General features: G+C 59.4%; 22 protein-coding genes and 1 tRNA gene. 8 read left to right on the forward strand and 15 right to left on the reverse strand.

From position 1 onward, the window contains the following. Positions 1 to 72: 72 nt before the first annotated feature. The 6 genes from KGA82_RS25135 to KGA82_RS25160 all read right to left on the reverse strand — a co-directional run bounded on the left by KGA82_RS25135 (position 73) and on the right by KGA82_RS25160 (position 5,817). Positions 73 to 1,314, reverse strand: a complete 1,242-nt coding sequence (locus KGA82_RS25135) for a nucleoside deaminase (RefSeq protein WP_008041036.1) — start codon at positions 1,312 to 1,314, stop codon at positions 73 to 75. A 299-nt stretch (positions 1,315 to 1,613) separates the two neighbouring features. Further along, positions 1,614 to 2,843: a methyltransferase gene (locus tag KGA82_RS25140; RefSeq protein ID WP_223452937.1), complete on the reverse strand. Its 1,230-nt coding sequence runs from the start codon at positions 2,841 to 2,843 to the stop codon at positions 1,614 to 1,616. Beyond that, positions 2,824 to 3,513: an ABC transporter permease gene (locus tag KGA82_RS25145; RefSeq protein WP_008041034.1), complete on the reverse strand. Its 690-nt coding sequence runs from the start codon at positions 3,511 to 3,513 to the stop codon at positions 2,824 to 2,826. Before KGA82_RS25145 ends, KGA82_RS25140 begins: the two co-directional genes overlap by 20 nt. After that, on the reverse strand, positions 3,510 to 4,205 hold the full coding sequence (locus KGA82_RS25150) for an ABC transporter permease (protein WP_008024973.1): 696 nt from the start codon (positions 4,203 to 4,205) through the stop codon (positions 3,510 to 3,512). Before KGA82_RS25150 ends, KGA82_RS25145 begins: the two co-directional genes overlap by 4 nt. A gap of 78 nt (positions 4,206 to 4,283) precedes the next feature. Next, a complete protein-coding gene (locus KGA82_RS25155; RefSeq protein WP_008041033.1) occupies positions 4,284 to 5,030 on the reverse strand; it encodes an ABC transporter substrate-binding protein in 747 nt (248 codons plus the stop codon). A gap of 13 nt (positions 5,031 to 5,043) precedes the next feature. Continuing rightward, on the reverse strand, positions 5,044 to 5,817 hold the full coding sequence (locus tag KGA82_RS25160; RefSeq protein WP_007897462.1) for an ABC transporter ATP-binding protein: 774 nt from the start codon (positions 5,815 to 5,817) through the stop codon (positions 5,044 to 5,046). 553 nt (positions 5,818 to 6,370) lie between these two features. On the opposite strand from KGA82_RS25160, the gene gabP reads away from it, so the two are divergent. After that, positions 6,371 to 7,762, forward strand: coding sequence for a GABA permease (gene gabP / locus KGA82_RS25165; protein WP_008024968.1), 1,392 nt, complete (start codon positions 6,371 to 6,373; stop codon positions 7,760 to 7,762). A 368-nt stretch (positions 7,763 to 8,130) separates the two neighbouring features. Beyond that, the gene (locus tag KGA82_RS25170; RefSeq protein ID WP_017336019.1) at positions 8,131 to 8,457 is read left to right on the forward strand and encodes a hypothetical protein; all 327 of its coding nucleotides are present in this window, start codon (positions 8,131 to 8,133) and stop codon (positions 8,455 to 8,457) included. 75 nt (positions 8,458 to 8,532) lie between these two features. On the opposite strand, the gene KGA82_RS25175 is transcribed toward KGA82_RS25170, so the two are convergent. The 4 genes from KGA82_RS25175 to KGA82_RS25190 all read right to left on the reverse strand — a co-directional run bounded on the left by KGA82_RS25175 (position 8,533) and on the right by KGA82_RS25190 (position 11,524). Next, entirely contained in the window at positions 8,533 to 8,985 is a 453-nt protein-coding gene (locus KGA82_RS25175; protein WP_008041028.1) for a hypothetical protein, read from the reverse strand. A gap of 6 nt (positions 8,986 to 8,991) precedes the next feature. Next, positions 8,992 to 9,408 (reverse strand): hypothetical protein, encoded by a 417-nt coding sequence (locus KGA82_RS25180; RefSeq protein ID WP_223452938.1) that lies wholly within the window; start codon positions 9,406 to 9,408, stop codon positions 8,992 to 8,994. 19 nt (positions 9,409 to 9,427) lie between these two features. Next, positions 9,428 to 10,396, reverse strand: coding sequence for an alpha/beta fold hydrolase (locus tag KGA82_RS25185; RefSeq protein WP_223452941.1), 969 nt, complete (start codon positions 10,394 to 10,396; stop codon positions 9,428 to 9,430). 69 nt (positions 10,397 to 10,465) lie between these two features. Then, positions 10,466 to 11,524 carry a YhcG family protein gene (locus KGA82_RS25190; protein ID WP_223452944.1) on the reverse strand — a complete coding sequence of 353 codons (1,059 nt, stop codon included), beginning with the start codon at positions 11,522 to 11,524 and terminating at the stop codon, positions 10,466 to 10,468. A gap of 261 nt (positions 11,525 to 11,785) precedes the next feature. Between KGA82_RS25190 and KGA82_RS25195 the strand changes: the two genes are divergently transcribed. Beyond that, a complete protein-coding gene (locus KGA82_RS25195; RefSeq protein WP_223452946.1) occupies positions 11,786 to 12,235 on the forward strand; it encodes a carboxypeptidase regulatory-like domain-containing protein in 450 nt (149 codons plus the stop codon). A 235-nt stretch (positions 12,236 to 12,470) separates the two neighbouring features. Here the strand turns inward: KGA82_RS25195 and KGA82_RS25200 are convergent. The 5 genes from KGA82_RS25200 to KGA82_RS25220 form a co-directional block, all read right to left on the reverse strand. Then, a tRNA-Phe gene (locus KGA82_RS25200) sits at positions 12,471 to 12,546 on the reverse strand. A gap of 103 nt (positions 12,547 to 12,649) precedes the next feature. Beyond that, positions 12,650 to 12,922, reverse strand: coding sequence for an oxidative damage protection protein (locus KGA82_RS25205; protein ID WP_008024947.1), 273 nt, complete (start codon positions 12,920 to 12,922; stop codon positions 12,650 to 12,652). Continuing rightward, on the reverse strand, positions 12,919 to 13,986 hold the full coding sequence (mutY, locus tag KGA82_RS25210) for an A/G-specific adenine glycosylase (protein WP_223452952.1): 1,068 nt from the start codon (positions 13,984 to 13,986) through the stop codon (positions 12,919 to 12,921). Before mutY ends, KGA82_RS25205 begins: the two co-directional genes overlap by 4 nt. Beyond that, positions 13,983 to 16,208 carry an AsmA family protein gene (locus tag KGA82_RS25215; protein ID WP_223452955.1) on the reverse strand — a complete coding sequence of 742 codons (2,226 nt, stop codon included), beginning with the start codon at positions 16,206 to 16,208 and terminating at the stop codon, positions 13,983 to 13,985. The genes mutY and KGA82_RS25215 overlap by 4 nt, the downstream gene beginning before the upstream one ends. Positions 16,209 to 16,278: 70 nt before the next feature. Further along, positions 16,279 to 16,683 (reverse strand): acetyl-CoA sensor PanZ family protein, encoded by a 405-nt coding sequence (locus tag KGA82_RS25220; RefSeq protein WP_008041009.1) that lies wholly within the window; start codon positions 16,681 to 16,683, stop codon positions 16,279 to 16,281. A 224-nt stretch (positions 16,684 to 16,907) separates the two neighbouring features. Here KGA82_RS25220 and KGA82_RS25225 point away from each other — a divergent pair, with 224 nt between their 5' ends. From KGA82_RS25225 to hisA, 5 genes are all read left to right on the forward strand, one after another. Beyond that, complete coding sequence (locus KGA82_RS25225) at positions 16,908 to 18,572, forward strand: OFA family MFS transporter (RefSeq protein ID WP_008024938.1); 1,665 nt, start codon at positions 16,908 to 16,910, stop codon at positions 18,570 to 18,572. Positions 18,573 to 18,820: 248 nt separating this feature from the next. Continuing rightward, positions 18,821 to 19,414 (forward strand): imidazoleglycerol-phosphate dehydratase HisB, encoded by a 594-nt coding sequence (hisB, locus tag KGA82_RS25230; RefSeq protein WP_003218037.1) that lies wholly within the window; start codon positions 18,821 to 18,823, stop codon positions 19,412 to 19,414. Further along, positions 19,414 to 20,052 carry an imidazole glycerol phosphate synthase subunit HisH gene (gene hisH / locus KGA82_RS25235; RefSeq protein WP_192226824.1) on the forward strand — a complete coding sequence of 213 codons (639 nt, stop codon included), beginning with the start codon at positions 19,414 to 19,416 and terminating at the stop codon, positions 20,050 to 20,052. The genes hisB and hisH overlap by 1 nt, the downstream gene beginning before the upstream one ends. Beyond that, the gene (locus KGA82_RS25240) at positions 20,053 to 20,310 is read left to right on the forward strand and encodes a DUF2164 domain-containing protein (protein ID WP_008024930.1); all 258 of its coding nucleotides are present in this window, start codon (positions 20,053 to 20,055) and stop codon (positions 20,308 to 20,310) included. 42 nt (positions 20,311 to 20,352) lie between these two features. Further along, positions 20,353 to 21,090: a 1-(5-phosphoribosyl)-5-[(5-phosphoribosylamino)methylideneamino]imidazole-4-carboxamide isomerase gene (hisA, locus tag KGA82_RS25245; protein ID WP_008041005.1), complete on the forward strand. Its 738-nt coding sequence runs from the start codon at positions 20,353 to 20,355 to the stop codon at positions 21,088 to 21,090.

Below are 21,090 nucleotides of genomic sequence, written 5' to 3' on the forward strand. Positions count from 1 at the left end.
GAATTCAGACTATTTTTGCGCAGGCGTAAGACCGGCCCCGCAGATGCATCTGCGGGGCTGGCCGAAGTAGCATTACACGCCGTTTTTAACCGCGTTGATCAGGTCCTGACTCAGCACCTGCGCAGGCGCCACTTGCACGCTTTGCGTATAGAACGGCGGCAGGTTCTGGGCCAGTGTCGACAACGCTTGCGCGGTGGTATTGCCCGGCAGCAGCACGTATTGCAGGTTCGACGGATAGCTCTGCGGCACGGGGCCTTCCATGGTCGAACCGTAGGCGCCGAAGGTCATCACGGCCTGGGGCGTTGTTGGATCAGGTGCATAGAGGAAGACGAAGGTGCCGTACTTCGGATGGGTCAGGTATTGCGCTGCCTGTTCGCGAACCACCGGATCGGGGTCGTTCATCAGGGTCCAGCGCATGACCGCATAGCTGCGGGTCGTTTCCATGAACGCTGTACGAATCGGCGACTGGTTCTCGACGCCTCCCAGGCACACCAGCAGGTTGCCGAACGGGTCGATCAGCGCCACCGAGTTGAACACCGTGCTTTGCTGCGCGGTTTTCAGCAAGGGAGGCGCGAGTTCCGCGCCGGGATCCCGTGGGTTCGCCGATTGCACGGTCAGTGCGAATGGGCTGAGGGCTGTCAGTGCCTGGCGCACTTTGCTATTCGCCGGCAGGGTGGCGGGGTTTTGCAGTTGATCCGGCGGCAGGCCGCTGTTGTTGCTGGCGTCGCGCACGGTGTTGACGCTGGCGGAGAAGATCGAGCTGCACAGGAAGTACGCCGCCGAGTCGATGGTCTGGCCGCCGAACACCGGGCTGTTCGAACCCTGATAGGCGCGGCTGACTGGCGCTGCAATCGCGTAATAGCCCCAGGTGTCCTGCGCCTGTTGGCGGATCTGCGGCGGCAACGATGGAAAGGTGAACTGGCTGTTGTAGTTGATACCCGCGTAGTCATCGATCGCACTGACAGCGACGTTGAATCCTGCGGTCAGCAGCGAACCGGCGCACATGGCGCACGGGTCGAGCGTGGTGACGACGGTCAGTTGATTGGGCGGTGGCAGGTTCAGTGGTGCGACGTTTTCGTAGTACCAGTCCACCAGTTGCCGTTCGCCGTGGGCGGTCGGGTCGTGGGGTAGAAAGTAAGTCGTGCCGCCGCCAGGGAAAGGCATCAGCACGTTGTTGTGCAGCGCGGCGATGACCTCGCCCGTTGCGTTGTTGATGATGGCGCCGCCCACCGCGAAGGTTTGCTGCAACGCAGCGACAATGGCTTCGTTGGCGACGGTATCGACGGCTTCCTGTGCACTGTTCAATGTGCTCATGTTTTCCCAGCTCCTTGCTGTCCCTGACATCAGAGAATTCTGACGCTTGGCAAAGATAGTTGAGGATTTCCGGGGCGTTTATGTTCTTTTGAATTAATGCTTATGCACAACGGGGAAGGCGATGCACGCGGTTAAGATCGAAAATGTGGATCCAGTCTCATTTTCTCGCAAATGCCTGTTTTTCCGGTTTTTTATTCGGGTGTACGAAAATTGAACAGTTTGGTTTCAGCCCTGAAACAGGCGTAAACATTGGATCCACGATATTTCATCAACAGAGTTATCCACAGGCTGTGGCTGTTTTAGGCGCGCTCCGCCAGCAAAAGGAAGTTACGCGGCGTGAGTGGGGTTTCACAGAAAGTGCCGAGGCGAACGGTATAGCCCTGCTCAGAGAGGAAAAGTGCTCGATCAAGGTTCAGCCAAAGCTCCAGCGGGCGTCGGAAAAGTCCGCGCAGCAGCTCCAGATTGCGTACTTCGGCCAGTCGCTGCCAGCCGGCGGCTTCTAGCGCGGACCAGTCTTGCGAGCCGACTGTGGATAACTCTTTGAATGCGGCCAGATGGTGGCAGTAGTCGGCGAATGATCTGTCCAGCCAGGCGCTCGGCAGGGAAGGCGTGGGCAGGTACTCCTCAACACCGCGAAGTTGCCGTTGCAGCAGGTCGAAAGCCAGGCGTCGGGCCATGGATGTGTCGCGCTGACGTCGGACGCGGGCACCGGCGGTGACGGTTTCGCTCATCGGGAGTGAGAGATCGTCGAGTGACAGCTGTAGGTCGGAGCGCAAACCGACAGCGGAAACTGGCTGATATGCAGGAAGACTGATCCTGTTATAGCAACACGGCGCAATGGCCATTTGTTTGCACCCGGCGGCGCTGGCGAGCTGGATCAATCGCACATGCAGATCGCCACAGGCATGCAGTGCGACCGGTGTGTGATCGGCGTTCAGCAAAGAGGCGGCGCCGGGTGCCAGCACATCCTGCTCGACATGCAGTGCATGCAGTTGATGGCGCTGGCTGAGTGCCTGACCGCCTAGCACCAGAGCAGGATCATGTTCCAGGCAGGTGAGCTGCTGACCGGTTTGCAGCAGGCGTCGACCCAAGTGGCCTTTACCCGAACACCAATCCAGCCAATGCATCGGTGGCGCAGCAAACGACAACCGACTGGCAAACGCCTCGATCTGCTGCCACTTGCGCCCCGGCACATCGACATTCAACCGATGCCCTGCGGTCTCCAGTGTGTGTGCCGGCAGCTCACCCACCGAACCCAGCTCAAGGGATAGCGCCGCCAGCGAAGCGAACGGCTCCGGCGCATTTAGCAGGCAAGGTTGGTTATGACTGTTTTCCGCGTCTTCCAGCGACCGCCCGCGTAGCCATTCAGCCAGCTCCGGGTAGGACGCTTCCCAAGGAAGTTGCAGATGAGTGAACGGTCGAGGCTTCCACAGCGCCTGATGCTCGATCAGAAAAGCATCCAGGGCCATGAAGCGGGCGAGCAGGGCCTCGCCCGTCAACACGTGGGAATCAACGCCCTTGGCAGGCATCGACGCGCAACCAGCGCTCCAGCAGCTTGAAGCCGCGAACCAGCACGTAGGCCATCAGCAGGTAGAACATGCCTGCGGCGAAGAAGATCTCCACCGGCAGATACGTCCGCGCAATGATGGTGCGGGCCATGCCAGTCAGTTCCAGCAGGGTCACGGTACTGGCCAGCGCGCTGGCCTTGAGCATCAGGATCACTTCGTTGCTGTACGCCGGCAGGCCGATGCGCGCCGCTCGCGGCAGGATGATGTAGAACAGCGCCTTCGCCCGGGACATGCCCAGCGCCCGCGCCGCTTCGATCTCCCCCGGTGGAATCGCCTGGATCGCCCCGCGCAGGATCTCGGCGATGTAGGCCGCGGTGTGCAAGGTCATGGTCGCCGTGGCGCACCAGAACGGATCGCGCAGGTACGGCCACATCGAGCTGTTACGGATCGCATCGAACTGCGCCAGGCCGTAGTAGACCAGGAACAGCTGAACCAGCAACGGCGTGCCACGGAAAAAGAAGATATAGCCGTAGGGAAATGCCCGAACCCACCACAGGCGTGACGAACGCGCGATGCCCAGCGGAATCGCCAGCAACAGGCCGGCAATCACGGCGATGGCCACCAGTTCCAGGGTCAGCGTTGCGCCCTGAGCCAGTTTCGGCAGCCACTTGATGATGACTTCCCAGTTCATTGGGTGCTCCTCGCGAAGCCGCGAGCGGCGCGTTTTTCCATGAAGTGCATGCCCGTCATGGCCAGAATCGTCAGGCCCAGGTACATGAACGCGGCCACCATATAAAAGGTGAACGGCTGTTTGGACACGGTCACGCCGATTTGCGCGTGACGCATGATTTCTTCCAGGCCAATGACCGACACCAGCGCGGTGTCTTTCATCAGGATCATGAACAGGTTGCCCAGGCCGGGCAGGGCGATGCGCCACATCTGCGGCATGATCAACTTGGTGAAGATGCGAAATTTCGAAAGGCCCAGTGCCACACCGGCTTCGCGGTGGCCTTTGGGGATTGCCAGAATTGCACCGCGGAACACTTCCGTGGCGTAGGCGCCAAAGCACAGGCCCAGCGCAATCACGCCGGCCGCAAAGGCATTGAGTTCAAGGTCGGGGTTGCCGAAAAACTCGCCCAGGGCACGCATCAGGTTGACCGTGCCGAAGTAGATCAACAGCACCCAGAGCAGTTCCGGAATGCCGCGTACCAGTGTCGAATAAGTGCCGCCAAGCCATTGCAACGGCTTGTACGGGGAAGTCTTGGCCAAGGCGCCGAGCAAACCGAGCACCAGCCCGAGACACAGGGCCGAGAGTGCCAGTTTCACAGTCATCAGCGCGCCAGCGGCGAGCGCCGGGCCGAATCCGTAGAGGTCGATAATCATGGATTTCTTTTCAAATCGCGGCAGGCAAGGCCGGGGACCGGCGCCGTCAGAAAACGGCGCCGGTCCGGCAGGTCAGTATCAATAGATGCTGAACGGGAAGTACTTGTCGTTGATCTTCTTGTAGGTGCCGTCAGCAACGATTTCTTTCAGTGCGACGTTCAGCTTCTCGCGGATCGGGTCGTTCTTGCGAACGGCGATACCGATCTTGTCGCTTTCTTCCACCGGGTCGCCTTTGAATTCGTAAGGTTTGCCGGCGTCGCTTTTCAGCCACTCGTAGTTGACGTATTTGTCCGCCAGGATGCCGTCCAGACGACCGGAGGTCAGGTCGAGGTAAGCGTTTTCCTGGGTGTCATAAAGCTTGGTTTCAACGCCAGGCATGTTGTCTTCGAGCCAGGTGCCGGCCAGTGTCGCGCGCTGGGCGCCGATCACTTTACCTTTCAGCGCATCCTTGTCGGTTTTGAAGTCGACGTCTTTCTTGGCGATGAATTGCAGCTTGTTCGAGTAATACGGGTCGGTGAAGTCGACGGCCTGCTTGCGCTCATCGGTGATCGACATCGAGGAGATCAGGAAGTCGAACTTCTTGGCGTTCAGGGCCGGAATGATGCCGTCCCAGTCGGAGGTGACCACGGTGCATTCGACTTTCATCTTGGCGCACAGGGCGTCGCCGATTTCCTTGTCGAAGCCGACGACATTGCCACTGGCATCTTTGTTGTTGAACGGCGGGTAGGCCGCTTCGATGCCCATCTTCAGGGTTTCTGCCATGGCACCGGCGCTGAACGCCAGGGTGACGGCGGCTGCCAGGAAGACCTTTTTGTAGTTCTGCATGCGGGTAGCTCCGTTAGCGGTTGCTGGACATGAATTGTTTGCAGCGCGCCGAAAGCGGGTTTTCGAACACCTGCTGTGGCGATCCTTGCTCTTCTACCAGGCCCTGGTGGAGGAACACCACTTCGCTGGACACCTGACGGGCGAAACCCATTTCGTGGGTGACCAGCAGCATGGTGCGGCCTTCTTCGGCCAGTGCGCGGATGACATTAAGTACTTCCTGGACCATTTCCGGGTCAAGGGCGGAGGTGGGTTCGTCGAACAGGATCACCTTGGGTTGCATCGCCAGCGTGCGGGCAATGGCCGCGCGCTGTTGCTGGCCGCCAGACAGTTGCGCCGGGTACGCATGACGCTTGTCGGCGATGCCGACCTTGGCCAGCAAGGCTTCGGCGACTTCGATGGCTTCGGCCTTGCTCTGGCCGAGCACGCGGCGAGGGGCCTCGATGATGTTGTCGAGCACGCTCATGTGCGGCCACAGATTAAAGTTTTGAAACACAAAACCAATCTCGCTGCGCAGGCGGTTGATCTGCTTGCCGTCGGCCGCGACCAGTTCGCCGTTCTTGGCGGCTTTGAGCTTGAGTTCTTCGCCGGCCACCAGGATCTGGCCCTGATGCGGGTTTTCCAGCAGGTTGATGCAACGCAGGAACGTGGACTTGCCGGAACCGGAGGAACCCAGGATCGAGATCACATCGCCGTCGCGGGCGGTCAGCGAGATGCCTTTGAGCACCTCAAGCTGTCCGTAGCGTTTGTGCAAGTTGCGGATTTCAAGCGCGGGCGTGGCCTCAGCCATGTGCGTTCCTCATATATGTTGCGCTCCTGCTGTTGGCGGGCCTTCCTGGCGAGGCGGCCAACCTAGCATAGCGTCTGAATGGCAGCCAACAGCGCTACGGGCGGTAAACGGGTGGCATGTGACAGGTTGTCGCATCGGTACAGCAGACTGTCGCGCTGCTATCAACCGAACAGCCGTTTGAACCCGATGTGGCGCGGCTGTCCCGTAAAAAAGGGCGCGATGTTGCCAGCTTTGGCGGGGTGTTGGAAGCGCTAACCGGCCAAACGTTCCTGATCCGCACTTTTATTGTGCGTTGAGCATTTGTTGGGTGTGTTTCCGGTGCGCAGATTCGTTCCTTAAGTGGGTCGCAGGGTAACGCTCTGGCGAAGTGCCATTATTTTCAATGACTTGCGATGACTGTCCGGTCAGGGTGAGATCGCCGGGTTAGAGGGTTTTGAAACATTTTGGCGCAATTATTGCGTGCAGATTCCGGAACACCCCGTTGGTTTCTTTTTACAGAAGAGAGTTCACGACGGGATGCACGCATTCGCTTTTCCTTACAAAGGTAGTTTCAATGAGCAATACCCAAAGCTCTAACGGCCTCGAACAGGGGCTCAAACCGCGTCATGTGACCATGCTGTCGATTGCCGGTGTTATCGGCGCCGGCCTGTTCGTTGGCTCGGGCCACGCTATTGCTGCAGCAGGCCCGGCCGTGCTGTTGGCTTATGCCGCCGCCGGTATGCTGGTGGTGTTGGTGATGCGCATGCTGGGTGAAATGGCGGTTGCCTCGCCAGACACCGGCTCCTTCTCGACATACGCCGATCGCGCGATCGGTCACTGGGCCGGTTTCACCATCGGCTGGCTGTACTGGTGGTTCTGGGTGCTGGTGATCCCGTTGGAGGCCAACGCCGCCGCGACCATCCTGCACGCCTGGTTCCCTGGCGTGGACATCTGGGCTTTCGCCTTGGTCATCACGATGCTGCTGACTATCACTAACCTGTTCAGCGTGAAGAACTACGGCGAGTTCGAGTTCTGGTTCGCCCTGCTCAAGGTTGTGGCGATCATTGGTTTCATCATTCTGGGCATCGCGGCGATCTTCGGTTTCCTGCCGAACAGCCAGGTGAGCGGCGTTTCGCACATTTTCGACACTCAGGGCTTCCTGCCAAACGGCATGGGCGCGGTACTGGGCGCGATCCTGACGACCATGTTTTCCTTCATGGGCACCGAGATCGTGACCATCGCGGCCGCAGAATCGAAGAACCCTGGCAAGCAAATCTCCAAGGCCACCAACTCGGTGATCTGGCGGATTGGTTTGTTCTACCTCGTTTCGATCTTCATCGTCGTGGCCCTGGTGCCATGGAACGACCCGGTTCTGGCCAGCGTTGGTTCCTATCAGACCGTACTTGAGCGCATGGGCATCCCGAACGCCAAGATGATCGTCGACATCGTGGTACTGGTCGCTGTGACCAGCTGCCTGAACTCGGCGCTGTACACCTCGTCGCGCATGATGTTCTCCCTGGGCAAGCGCGGTGATGCACCGGCCGTGTCCACGCGCACCAACAAAAGTGGCACGCCATACTGGGCGGTGATGCTGTCCACGGGCGCAGCGTTCCTGGCAACATTCGCCAACTATGTGGCTCCGGCCGCCGTGTTCGAATTCCTGCTGGCCAGCTCCGGCGCCATCGCGTTGCTGGTGTACCTGGTGATCGCGATCTCGCAACTGCGCATGCGCAAACAGCGTATGGCCCGCGGTGAAAAAATCGCCTTCAGCATGTGGCTGTTCCCGGGCCTGACCTACGCGGTGATCGTCTTCATCGTCGCGGCCCTGACCATCATGCTGTTCCAGGACGCCCACCGTGTGGAGATCCTCGCGACCGGTTTGCTGAGTGCTCTGGTGGTTGCTACCGGTTTGCTGGTGGCTCGCCGTCGTCGCAATGAGCAACTGGTTGGCGCAGTGGCGCGCTAAGCTTTACGCACACTGTCGATGTACTGAAAACGACCGCCATCAGCCATGATCGCGGTCGTTTTTGCTTTCATTCAGGGGGTTTATCGGCCTGCTCCCTGATGGACACGATGATGTCGAGATAGTAGCCTCCTTGCCGAATGTGTATCTTGCTGTTGCGGGATGCAATGGAGTTTCAGGACACGGATTGTTCGACGCCCCAGCCTTCCCGGCTAAAGCCCCTCGACCCTTTCTTGCCTGCTCCCTCATCTGGTGCGTGTCACAGATGCATTTGCGTGCGCCTGCCGTTCGCGCGACAGCCACGAGCCAGCGCTGCATGGAGCTAGCCCGGCCATTCAGCTTACCCATTGGGGCATCAAGGAGAGACAGGCATGGCGTTTACATCGGTTGTGTTCAAAAACCCTAATACCGGAGCCATGAAGGAAGCCCCGATCGGCTTCTCGTGGACCGTGTTTTTCTTCGGCTTCCTGCCGCCACTGTTCCGTGGCGACATCAAGTGGGCAGCGATCATGTTCATCGTGGCCTGCTTCACATTCGGCCTCAGCAACTTCGTGTTCATGTTCATCTACAACAAGCTGTACGTGCGCGACCTGATCGGCGCCGGTTTCAAGGCTCAATCCATCGCCAGCGGTGATCTGAGCTATGCCAGTGCCAAGGTCGGGATGGAAATTCCACGTCTGGATGCTGTGGCTGCCTGATTGTTGTTTTCAGGTTTGTAAAAAAAACGGCCGTTGTCAGTGATGACAAGCGGCCGTTTCTATTTCTGAGGGCTTTTATTCGCCCTTTTCTTCCTGCGCATCCGGCGACTGACGATAGCTGTCCAGCGCAATGCCGAAGTCGGTGATGAATTGCGGGTCGGTCAGCCATGCCTGGGCGGTTTCGCGATCCATGCCGTCGGCCCACATGCGGTAGTCGATCAACATGTCGGCGGCCAGGTGAGTGGCGGCCATGCCTTCGTCGTCGGCGTTTTCCATGTCCAGCAGTTCTGGATGGTCAATGATGATAAAGGCGAGGTTCGTCAGCAGCACGGAGAGCATTTCACTGCGGCCGACAGCTTCGGCGTCGCGCATCTTGCTGAACATCGCCAGGGTGTATTCCGGGATCGGTTCGCCGATTTCACCCAAGTCATCGTCCAGCGCGGCTGGTTTTCTGCCGTGGATGTTGATCTGTTTGGCTTTGATCTTGGCGCGCTTGGCGCGTTTCTGTTGCTTGTTCAGGGAGGCCATGGGAACTCAGTTCGGTTTCTGTTGGGTTTGGGCTGCGATGATGTCGGAGGCCGCTACATAGTCGGCCTGGAAGGCCGGGGATTCGATCCATGCCAGGGCACCGGCTTCGTCGACCTCGGTAGACCATTGGCGGTACTCGATCAGCGCGGCGAGGATGAAGTCCATCGCGCCTTCTTCGCCTTCCTGCTCGTACACCAGTTCCAGCAATGGGTCTTCAAGGAAAGCGATGCACATGGCTTGCTGACTGATTTTTTCAGCGTCGATCATTTTCTTGAACAGCTCGGTGAGGTCCACCGATTCAAAGTCGATGCGATCATCGTTCGGGTCCAGCTCGACCGGCGCGGCAGCCCGTTGGGTGCGGTTCTGCTTGGCCTTGGCTTTGGCGCGGGTGGCGCGTTTTTGCTGCTTGTTGGCGGAGGCCATGGTTTTGATCCGTCGTGCGTTAAAAGGACTCGCTGCGCGGTACTGTCCGCCCGGGGGTATCGGGGGCCAGTTCACCGCTCTGCAGCCAGGACAATGCAATGGGCCATAGTGTGGCTTGGTATGCGCTGCGAAAAAAGGCGAAATGTCCGACTTCTGCTTCGCCGATGTCTTCGGGGGCGATTCGCCAGTGGGTGTTCGTACCGCCGCTGAAGTAGCCGAGCAGGCGTTCGATGGCCGGGATCGTGCCGTAAGGATCGTCTGTGATGCTGATGGCCAGTGTCCTGGCTTTCATCGTTGCCCCTGGTTTTTTGGCCAGCGTGCGACCGCTGGGCCGCGTTTCATATCGGCGCGTGGGCGTGCTCCAGTCTCGAACCACCCCGGCGGGCGTGTCTTCCAGCCAGCCAAGACGCTTTCCGGGGAAGTAGCCATAGATCATGGTGATCAGCGGCATCACCACATGCCACTTGCCGAACATCCGCCAGCGATGAGCGGGCGCGTAGTCGCGCCAGTAGGCGAATTGCGCACCGACGGTGACCATGCGCCGAATCAGCTGCCCTGAGGCTCCCAGGCTCGCCGCACAGCCGCCAAAGCTGTGGCCGACGACGTCGATGGGCTGACCGGGAAATTCGCGCTGAGCGCGCTTGAGCATGGCTTCGAAATCCAGCGCGCCCCAGTCTGACCAGGAGGCTTCAAATCCTTTCAAGGATTCGGGTCGCGACTCGCCGATGCCACGGTAGTCATAGGTGATGACATCGAAGCCGTTGGCGAACAGGTAATCGGCGAAGCGCGAATAGTGACGGCAGCGAACCGAGGTGGCGGCGTTGATGATGACGACCGGGCGCACAAGGTCCTGAAAGGCGTGCCGCCAAGTGAAACCACCGAGGATGAAGCCGTCTGCGGCCGGCTCTTTGAATGGTTCGCCAGAAACGGGAGTTGGCAGCGGTAACTCGATTTGAGTGGGGGCCAGTGACATGTCCTGCAAATTCATCGGCTTCAGACCTTTGCGGGTAGCTGCCAACGATAGTCTTCGTGCGGCGGGTGGACAATCCATCTGTGTTCACAGGGGGAGCTGATCGAGCAGTCGCTCCTCGATTGCCGCCTGCTCCCGGTCCAGTTCGGCGCGGAGTTCGTCTTCGCTGGGCAGGACTGTTTTGTATTTACTGGCGAAGAGTTGTTCGTTGTCTTTCAGCACCGAGTAGCGCACCACTGATTCATCTTTTTTCGCACAGAGAATGATACCGACGGTGGGGCCATCTTCCGGTCCGCGCTTGAGGTCGTCATACATGCGTACGTACATGTCCATCTGGCCAACATCCTGATGGGTCAGTTCGCCGCGCTTCAGATCGAAGATGACGAAGCACTTGAGTACGTAGTTGTAAAACACCAGATCGATGTAGAAGTCTTTGCTCTCGGTACTGATGCGTTGCTGGCGAGCGATGAAGGCAAAGCCTCTACCCAGTTCCAGCAGGAAGGCTTGAAGCTGATGGATCAATGCTTGTTCCAGATTGGTTTCTTGAGTCAAACCTGCGTTGGTTGAGCCAAGAAACTCCAGCATCACCGGGTCCCTGATGAAGTCTCGTGGGTGTGCTTTCATTTTCTGGAGGTTGGTGGCGGCTTCCAGCCTTACAGCAGGTCGATCGCGGCTGGTGAGCAGGCGCTCGTAATAGAGGGTGTTGATCTGGCGTTCCAGGGCGCGGGATGACCAGTTTTGGTTGGCCGCCTCGTCCATATACCATTGGCGTGCCGTGTCACTATCGACGCGCAGCAGCCTGCGGTAGTGGGTCCAGCTCAATTCGTGACGCAGTGCGTCACGAATTGGGAATGCTTGGTAAAACAGGCGCATGTAGCGAAGATTAGAGTTATCAAAGCCCTTCCCGAACTCGGCTGTCAGGCTCTGCGCCAGCGTTGCCAGCAATTGCTTTCCGTACCCCGCCCGTCGAGCCCCTTCCTGCTCGAACTCGACAATGTGCCTCCCAATCTGCCAGCAAGTTTGTACCTGGACCGTATCGACCGTGCGTAGCACTTTCTGCCGTGCATCACGAATCAGCTCCCCAAGATTGCCGAGTAGTGAGGCGAGTTGTGCATCCTGAGTGTTACCGGGTTCGAGTGAGCTCATGGCGTCTTCTGCAAAGGAATGAACAGGCAGAAGAGGATGGCAGCGGAGGTGGGGGCAGCGATGCCGGGCGTGGCTGGTAAGCCGGAAGGAAAGCCCGATCGGGTTTGCGGGATCGCTCCGACGGCAAGTCGTGCTTGAGGAATATAACGTGTAGTCCATTTCGCAGTGAGCCCAAGTACCAATCAATCTAAAACCCGGGCGTTCGAGAGGAAATCTAAAAGGCATGACAAATGGGTTCCATGGAGCCCGGGAGGCGTGATCATGAAGTACGTGCATTCCCTTGCGTTGCCCATCGCCGCGGTGGGCATGTTGATGTTCCCGGTGATGTCGTCTGCCGCCAGTCTTGAACCAATCGACAGCGCTGGCGTGCAGGTTCAACCGCAGGAGCAAAACGGAATTACTTATCTGTCCGGCGGTATAGGCCTGGATGAGTCGAAGGCCATCCAGCAAACGGCTGGCTATAACTTGCACATGACGTTTTCGGTCGGGGCGGAGAATAAATACATTCCCGACGTCGACGTGGTCATTCAGAAAGCCCAAGGGCAAACCGTGTTGACGCTGAACGAGGCTGGCCCGCTGGTTTATGTTCAGCTACCGCCCGGCAAGTACACCGTGGTTGCTACGCGACATGGAGAAGTGCGGCGTGACAGTGCCGAGATAGGAAGTGGTCCTGCGCGTAATCTGGTCTTTCATTGGGCCGGTGAAAGCTAGCAGTTAACCGGAGTTGACCGGCCGATGCCTTTGTTCCAGCGAATGGGCTGCAGGGAATCATCTGTCCGCCCATTGCGTGGTTTTAGGCTTGAGCGGTCTGGCCTCTCAGGATCTGCTGCTTACGCTGTTCTTCCGGCAGATCGTCGATCCGTCGCTTCCGCCACCGTGTGCCGGACTTCGTTAAATCGCAGGCATAAAAAAACCCTGAATCTTGCGATTCAGGGTTTTCGGTATTTGGTGCCCAGAGACGGAATCGAACCGCCGACACGGGGATTTTCAATCCCCTGCTCTACCGACTGAGCTATCTGGGCAACGGGGCGCATTAAACGGGTTTTTCAGGGGGTCGTCAAGCAAGTTTTCAAAAAAAATTTAATTATTACCGTCGCTTACGTTCCGACCCCCGATAAAGCGGGATTATTCTGCAGGCGGAACGTAGCCTTCAGCCTTGGCGTATTCCTCGCCGGAGAAGTACTTGTCCATCTCGCCTTGCAGATATTTGCGGTCTTCGGCGTTCATCATGTTCAGGCGTTTTTCGTTGATCAGCAGGGTCTGGTGTTTCTGCCAGTCGGCCCAGGCCTTCGCCGAGACGTGGTCAAAAATGTCCTGGCCTTTGGCGCCCGGGAATGGAGCGCGCTCCAGGGCTGGCAATTCTTCTTTGTACTTGCGGCACATGATGGTGCGGGTCATGACGACTCTCCTGCGTTCAATACGGCGGCCGCGCGTTCGAGCAAGGTTTTGACCGGGGCGGCAAGGCCCAGGCGCGGCGGGGTGGCGAGGTTATACCAGAGCCAGTCGGCCTCGGCCACGTGATGGCCGGACTCCTGGACCTGAACCAGCCAGGGTTCGATGGACAACTGAAAATGGCTGAACGTGTGTACGAGGCTCGGCAGCGCTTGTTGGCTGCCCAGCTCCAGCGAGTGCTGTGAGGCCAGATGTTGCAGGTCGTCGAGGTCGTCGAGTTCCGGCAGGCTCCAGAGACCGCCCCACAAGCCCGTGGAAGGGCGACGGTAAAGCAGAATCGCGCCGTCTCCGTTGGCGAGCATCGGCATCAGCGTGCGCTTCTGTGGCACGGCTTTGCGTGGCTTCGGGATCGGGTAGCGGGTTTCCAGGCCGAGCATGTGCGCTTCGCAGCCCTTTTCCAGCGGGCAGAGCAGGCAGCTCGGTTTGCTGCGGGTGCAAAGCGTGGCGCCCAGATCCATCATCGCCTGGGTGTAGGCGTTGACCCGATCATGCGGCGTGAAGCGCTCAGCGTTCGCCCACAGCTGTTTCGCGACCTTCGGCTCGCCCGGATAACCCTCTTGCGCCGTAAAGCGCGCCAGGACGCGTTTGACGTTGCCGTCGAGGATCGGCGCCCGCAGGCCCATGCTCAGGCTGGCGATGGCGCCCGCCGTGGACAGGCCGATCCCCGGCAGCTCGACCAGCTTTTCCACATCCCGCGGAAATTCGCCGCCGTACTCAGCGACGACGATCTTCGCGGTCTTCTGCAAATTGCGCGCGCGGGTGTAGTAACCGAGGCCGGTCCACAGGTGCAGCACTTCGTCTTCCGGCGCGGCGGCCAGGGCTTCGACCGTCGGCAGCGAGGCCATGAACCGGTCGAAGTAATTCAGCACGGTGCTGACCTGGGTTTGCTGCAACATGATCTCCGAGACCCACACCCGATACGGTGTGATGCCTTGCTGCCAAGGCAAATCGTGGCGGCCGTGGCGGTCGTACCAGTCCAGCACCGCCGATGAAAACTGCTCGGATCTCATCGCTTGAACAGCCCCTTCAATGCGTTTTTCAGCTCGGGACTGACTTTGTCGCCAAGCTTTTCGTCGATTTTTTCGCTGATTTTGTCGCCCGCCATTTTGGACGCGACCTGGCCCATGCGTTCGTTGTCGAGGCGGCAAGCCTTGGCGCCGAGTTCCAGCGGGCCACGGCAGCGCAGCGGCCATTCGATGCCGACAAATTTGTCGCCGACCTGACAGGCCGGATCCGGCATGGCGCTCGTATCGCCTTCGACGATGATGCCGACGCGGTAGTCCATGCCCAATACCCGCAGGTCGACGTCACCGTCGCCATTCACGGTCATGCCCGGGATGCGCACTTTCAGGTCCGGGTTGCTGGCCACGCCGTTACGGAAGGCCAGGTTGCCCTTGAGCTCCTGGAACGGCGTGTCCTTGCCGCGTGGTTCGCCGCTGAGGGTTTTGCGGTTGAGCGTGGCGATGCCTTTGCACAGTTGCTGTTCGAGGTTGGCATTGAGCAGCACGCCGTTGTTGATGACGAAACTGGCATTGCCGTTGAGGGTTTCGATCAGCGCTTTCTGGCTGTTGCCATTGCCGGTCAGGTTGCTGTCGAGCGTGACCAGGCCTTTGACTGGCGGTTTTTTACCCTGGCTTTCGAGGATTTTTTCCACAGGCACTTTGCTGATGCGTGTCTGCATGTTCAGCGCCGGTGTCTGCTGGCGCACGTCGAGGGTGCCCCTGGATTCGAAGGTGCCGTCGTACAGGTCGCCGCGCAGGTTCTCAAGCGTCAGCAGGCCTTCCTTGCCATTGGCCTTGAGCGCCGCGTTCTGGATCGGCAGCTTGTCGAGGGTCAACTGGCCAAAGGTCAGGTCAGCATCCACGTCGAGTTTGCTCAGGCGCTCCACCGGCAGCAGGCGCTCGTTGCTCCACGCGTCTTTGGTGGGCTTGTCCGGCAGCGGTGTGCTGCCTGCGCCGGCCATGGCATCGGCTTCGGTGCTGGCCACTTCGGCCTGGCGCACTTGCGTCGCGCTATTGGCTTCGGCGGATTTTGGCGGCAGGTAGCGGTCGACGTTGAAGGTGTCAGCCTTGAGCGCGGCGCGCAGCGATTGCTTGGCGAAATCCTCGACGGCGATACGACCGCTGAAGGTGCTGTCATCGACTTTCAGGTTGATGTTGTCGAGCACCAGACTGGTCGGCGTACCGGCAATGCGGCTGACCAGTTCAACTTTGCTCAAACTGCCTTCAGCCATCGCCGGGAGTTTCTGGCCGATGCTGTCGACGAATTTCGCCAGGTCGAATTGGGCAATCGAAAGGCCGCCGTTGATTTGCGGCGTTTTGTCGAGGTCGTTGACCTTCAGTTCGCCCAGTGCACGCAACTGGTTGGCGGAAATCTTGATGCCAGTCCATTCGGCGACGTTCGCTGCTTTATCCAGCAGCAACTGCCCTTGGGCGGCGAAGGTCACGGTCTTGCCTTGCAGCGGATCACCGGCGATTTCGCCGGACAGCTTCATGTCCTCGAATTTGTAGCGTTGCAAGGCGCGTTCAAAACGCAGCTCGCCATTGAGCTCGGTGCGGACCCGCAGAACGGGCTGGTTGGTGCCCAGGAACGCGGTGAGCTTGACCGGGATGTTGGTCGAATCGTGGACCGGCCCGGTGCTCAACTGGATGCTTTCGGCGCTGAAATGCTGGCCGGTCTTCTCGTCGCTGTATTCAACGCGGGCGTTGTTGACGGTCAGGCTGTCGATGTCCAGGCGGATCGGCTGCGCCGGTTTTTCCACTTGAACGGTGGTTTGCGGTGCAGGTTCGCCGGGTGTGACCGCAGGAGCGGTCGAGTTGGCCGTCGCCGGCACCTTGCCGATGTCTTCCCAGTTGCCGTGGCCGTCCTTGTCGCGGTTCAGGCGCAGGTTCAGGCCTTCGACGCGCACGTCGCTCATCTGCACTTCACGGCGCAGCAGCGGCAGCACGCGCACCGACAGGCCGAGCATCTGCAAGTCAGCGAACGGTTCGGTGGGCTTGGCCAGGGTCGCGACACTGGCTTCGTGCAATTCCAGGCCCAGCCACGGGAACAGGCTCCAGCCGATGTCGCCATTGAGCGTCAGCTCGATGTGGGCCTTGTCGCGGGCAATCTGGCGAATCTCGTCTTTATAGTCGTTGGGATCGAAGAGGTGGGTCAGGGCAAAGCCCAGCGCCACAATGATCAGCAACAACCCGAGAAGTACCAGACCCAGGATTTTGCCGAACGCTTTCATGGGCGAGTCCTTGTAGTTAGTCGATTTAGCCGGGGAGTATAGCGCTCAGAAGTGGACGACCGGTCAGCGATCAACCCGGCAGCACATCCAGTGGCACTTTCAGTTTGGCCGCCAGCGCCTGGGACTCAAGGTGCCCGGCAGGTGCCAGCAGGCGCAATGTCGCACCCGATTGCGACGCCAGTTTCTGCGCTTCGTTCACCATTCGCTCGGCAACCCCACGACGACGGGTGATTTTTCGTACACATAGTTGGGACAGATGCCAGACGTCCTGGTGCCTTTGCAAACGTGCCGCGCCCAGCAGGCGATCATTGAAACGCCCGGCGATCAGCGAGCCGTCCCGCAGGCAGCCTTCGATCAACTGCACATCATCGGCAAACGGCGCGAACAGCCAATCCGGCGCATCGCGGTAAATCTTCTGCAAATCCTGCTGATCCTGGTAGGTGGCTTCGTTCAGCAGCTCGACGATGACAGGCATGACGGTTCCTTCAGTGGTACGAGAACAGATGACTTGCAAAAACGTGATATCAGTTTGGTTTTTCTGTCACGTGCAAATGGTAACCTCTGCCGGTTCGTCCGTCCTTCTGCGACGCGATGTCGCACCAAAATGGAGCTTTACCTCAAAAAAACAGTCATGCGTGCGCATAAAGGCTGGAGGTGAGCAGTGGCTGGCGAACCATACTAATAATTGGGGGATACACAATGACCACGAGCATCACGGCGGACGGCATCTATGCCGGCCAGCCTGCGTTCCTGTCCAAGGAGCGCATCATCGCCAAGCCCGGTTTCAACCGTTGGCTGGTGCCACCGGCCGCGCTGGCCATCCACCTCTGCATCGGCATGGCCTACGGCTTTTCGGTGTTCTGGTTGCCACTGTCCAAAGCCCTGGGCGTGACCAAGGCGGTGACCTGTGCACCGGACATGAGCTTCATCTCGCAAGTGTTCTCGTCGCAATGCGACTGGCCGATCTCGATGCTCGGCTGGATCTACACCCTGTTCTTCATCTTCCTCGGCTGCTCGGCCGCGATCTGGGGTGGCTGGCTGGAACACGCCGGGCCGCGCAAGGCTGGCGTTGTGTCGGCACTGTGCTGGTGTGGTGGTCTGCTGATTTCGGCGCTGGGTGTGTATACGCACCAGATCTGGCTGATGTGGATCGGCTCCGGGGTCATTGGCGGTATCGGCCTGGGCCTGGGTTACATCTCGCCGGTCTCGACCCTGATCAAGTGGTTCCCGGACAAGCGCGGCATGGCGACCGGCATGGCGATCATGGGTTTTGGCGGTGGTGCGATGGTCGGTGCTCCGCTGGCCGCAGCCTTGATGGGGCACTTCGCGTCGGCAGACAGCGTGGGCGTGTGGCAGAGCTTCCTGGTGATGGCCGCGATCTACTTCGTGTTCATGATCGGCGGCGCACTGTCCTACCGCGTACCACCAACCGGCTGGAAGCCTGAAGGCTGGACCGCTCCGGCGAAAAAAGCTTCGAACGCGATGATCACTCATCGTCACGTGCACGTGAATGTGGCGTGGAAAACCCCGCAATTCCGTCTGGTATGGCTGGTGCTGTGCCTGAACGTGTCCGCCGGTATCGGCATCCTCGGCATGGCTTCGCCGCTGTTGCAGGAAGTGTTCGCCGGCAAATTGCTCGGTACCGACCAGACGTTTGGTCAGCTGGACGCGGGCCAACTGGCCTCGATTGCCGCGATTGCTGCCGGCTTCACCGGTTTGCTGAGCCTGTTCAACATTGGTGGCCGATTCTTCTGGGCATCGTTCTCGGATTACCTGGGCCGCAAAAACACCTATTTCGTGTTCTTCGCCCTCGGTTTTGCGCTGTACGCGTTGATCCCGAACCTTGGTCACCTGGGCAACGTTGCGCTGTTCGTGGCGGCGTTCTGCATCATCCTGTCGATGTATGGCGGCGGTTTTGCGACGGTGCCGGCTTACCTGGCGGACCTGTTCGGTACGCAAATGGTCGGTGCGATCCACGGTCGTCTGTTGACCGCCTGGGCGGCAGCGGGTGTGTTGGGTCCGGTGCTGGTGAACTACCTGCGTGAGTATCAGCTGAGCATCGGCGTTGAACGTGCCGCCGCTTACGACATCACGCTGTACATCCTCGCGGGCCTGCTGGTGCTGGGTTTCATCTGCAACCTGCTGGTGCGCCCGGTGGCCGACAAGTACTTCATGACCGACGCTGAACTGGCCGCCGAACAGGCGCTGGGCCACGACAAGGGTGCTGATGCCAGCACCTCGCTGGAGTGGAAAGCGGCGTCGGGCACCAAGCCGTTGGCGATTGCAGCGTGGCTGGTGGTGGGGATTCCGTTGGCGTGGGGTGTTTGGGTGACCCTGCAGAAAACGGCAGTTCTATTCCACTAAGTACCCCGCGCCCGATCCGTCGGGCGCACTGCTACCTGTAGGAGCGAAGCTTGCTCGCGAAGAACGATGATGCGGTGTTTCAGGTACACCGCCTTCGCGGGCAAGCCTCGCTCCTACATGTCATGACAGGTACACCACCGACTTTGTTGAATTCACTCCGTCAGTCATATCACCTCTCGTGTTTCTGTTTCCCGCCCGCGCCCCTATAATGGCTGCCTTTTTCGCCCAATGATTTTGCGGAGCTGGTGATGGCCGAACGTAAGGCGTCAGTCGAGCGCGACACTCTGGAAACCCAGATCAAAGCCTCGATCAACCTGGATGGCACCGGAAAGGCCCGATTTGATATCGGTGTTCCTTTTCTTGAGCACATGCTGGACCAGATCGCCCGTCACGGGCTGATCGACCTGGATATCGTCAGCAAGGGCGACCTGCATATCGACGACCACCACACCGTGGAAGACGTCGGTATCACCTTGGGTCAGGCTTTCGCCAAAGCCATCGGCGACAAGAAAGGCATCCGTCGCTACGGCCACGCCTACGTGCCGCTCGATGAAGCGCTGTCGCGCGTGGTGATCGACTTCTCCGGCCGCCCTGGCCTGCAGATGCACGTTCCCTACACCCGCGCCACCGTGGGCGGTTTCGACGTTGACCTGTTCCAGGAATTCTTCCAGGGCTTCGTCAACCACGCGCTGGTCAGCCTGCACATCGACAACCTGCGTGGCACCAACACCCACCACCAGATCGAAACCGTGTTCAAGGCTTTCGGCCGCGCACTGCGCATGGCCGTAGAGCTCGATGACCGCATGGCCGGTCAGATGCCATCGACCAAAGGCGTTCTGTAATGCAGACGGTCGCGGTTATCGATTACGGCATGGGCAACCTGCACTCGGTGGCCAAGGCCCTCGAGCACGTCGGTGCCGGCAAGGTCTTGATCACCAGTGATGCCGACGTGATTCGCGAAGCTGACCGAGTGGTTTTCCCCGGCGTCGGTGCGATTCGCGATTGCATGGCGGAGATCCGTCGCCTGGGTTTCGACTCGCTGGTGCGTGAAGTCAGCCAGGACCGTCCGTTCCTCGGCATCTGCGTCGGCATGCAAGCCTTGCTCGACACAAGTGAAGAGAACGACGGCGTCGACTGCATCGGTCTGTTCCCGGGCGCGGTGAAGTTCTTCGGCAAAGGCCTTGTTGAAGACGGCGAACACCTGAAAGTCCCGCACATGGGCTGGAACGAAGTGAAGCAGACGGTGAGTCACCCGCTGTGGCACAACATTCCGGACCTGGCGCGTTTCTACTTCGTGCACAGCTACTACATCGCTGCCGGTAACGCGCGGCAGGTGGTCGGTGGCGGTCACTACGGTGTCGATTTCGCTGCGGCGCTGGCCGATGGCTCGCGTTTCGCCGTGCAGTTCCACCCGGAGAAGAGCCATACCCATGGCCTGCAATTGCTGCAGAACTTCGCTGCGTGGGATGGTCGCTGGTAAATGGCCGTCAAGAAGAAGCCGCCGATCCTGACCCTCACTCCCGAGCAGGAGAACGAGGCCAATCACAAGATCAAACGCTTCATGGAGGATCGCTTCGAACTGGACCTGGGTTCGTTCGAAGCGGCCGAAATCCTTGAGCTGTTTACCCGTGAAATTGCGCCGCACTATTACAACAGGGCGATTTTCGATGTGCAGACGCACCTTAAAGAAAGGTTCGAAAGCATCGAAAGCGACTTGTGGGCGCTCGAGAAAAACTGATTTCCGAGCGAAGCTGAACACTCGAATTTGAAGGTTTGCCAGATGCTGATTATTCCCGCTATCGATCTCAAAGACGGTGCCTGTGTTCGTCTGCGCCAGGGCCGCATGGAAGATTCCACGGTGTTCTCCGATGACCCGGTGAGCATGGCCGCCAAGTGGGTGGAGGGCGGTTGCCGTCGTCTGCATCTGGTCGACCTGAACGGTGCCTTCGAAGGCCAGCCGGTCAACGGCGAAGTGGTCACCGCTATCGCCAAGCGCTACCCGAACCTGCCGATCCAGATCGGCGGCGGTATCCGCTCGCTGGAAACCATCGAGCACTACGTCAAAGCGGGCGTGAGCTACGTGATCATCGGCACCAAAGCCGTGAAAGATCCGGCGTTCGTTGCTGAAGCCTGCCGCGCGTTCCCGGGCAAAGTGATCGTCGGCCTCGATGCCAAAGACGGTTTCGTCGCTACCGATGGCTGGGCTGAAATCAGCACCGTTCAGGTCATCGACCTGGCCAAGCAATTCGAAGCCGACGGCGTGTCTGCGATCGTTTATACCGACATCGCCAAAGACGGCATGATGCAGGGCTGCAACGTGCCGTTCACCGCTGCGCTGGCTGCGGCCACGAAGATCCCGGTTATTGCTTCCGGTGGTATCCACAACCTGGGCGACATCAAGTCGCTGCTCGACGCCAAGGCGCCGGGCATCATCGGCGCGATCACCGGCCGGGCAATCTACGAAGGCACCCTCGACGTCGCTGAAGCGCAAGCTTTCTGCGATTCGTACAAAGGCTGA

It is taken from the genome of Pseudomonas sp. BF-RE-22 (genome assembly GCF_019956155.1).
GTDB lineage: Bacteria > Pseudomonadota > Gammaproteobacteria > Pseudomonadales > Pseudomonadaceae > Aquipseudomonas > Aquipseudomonas migulae.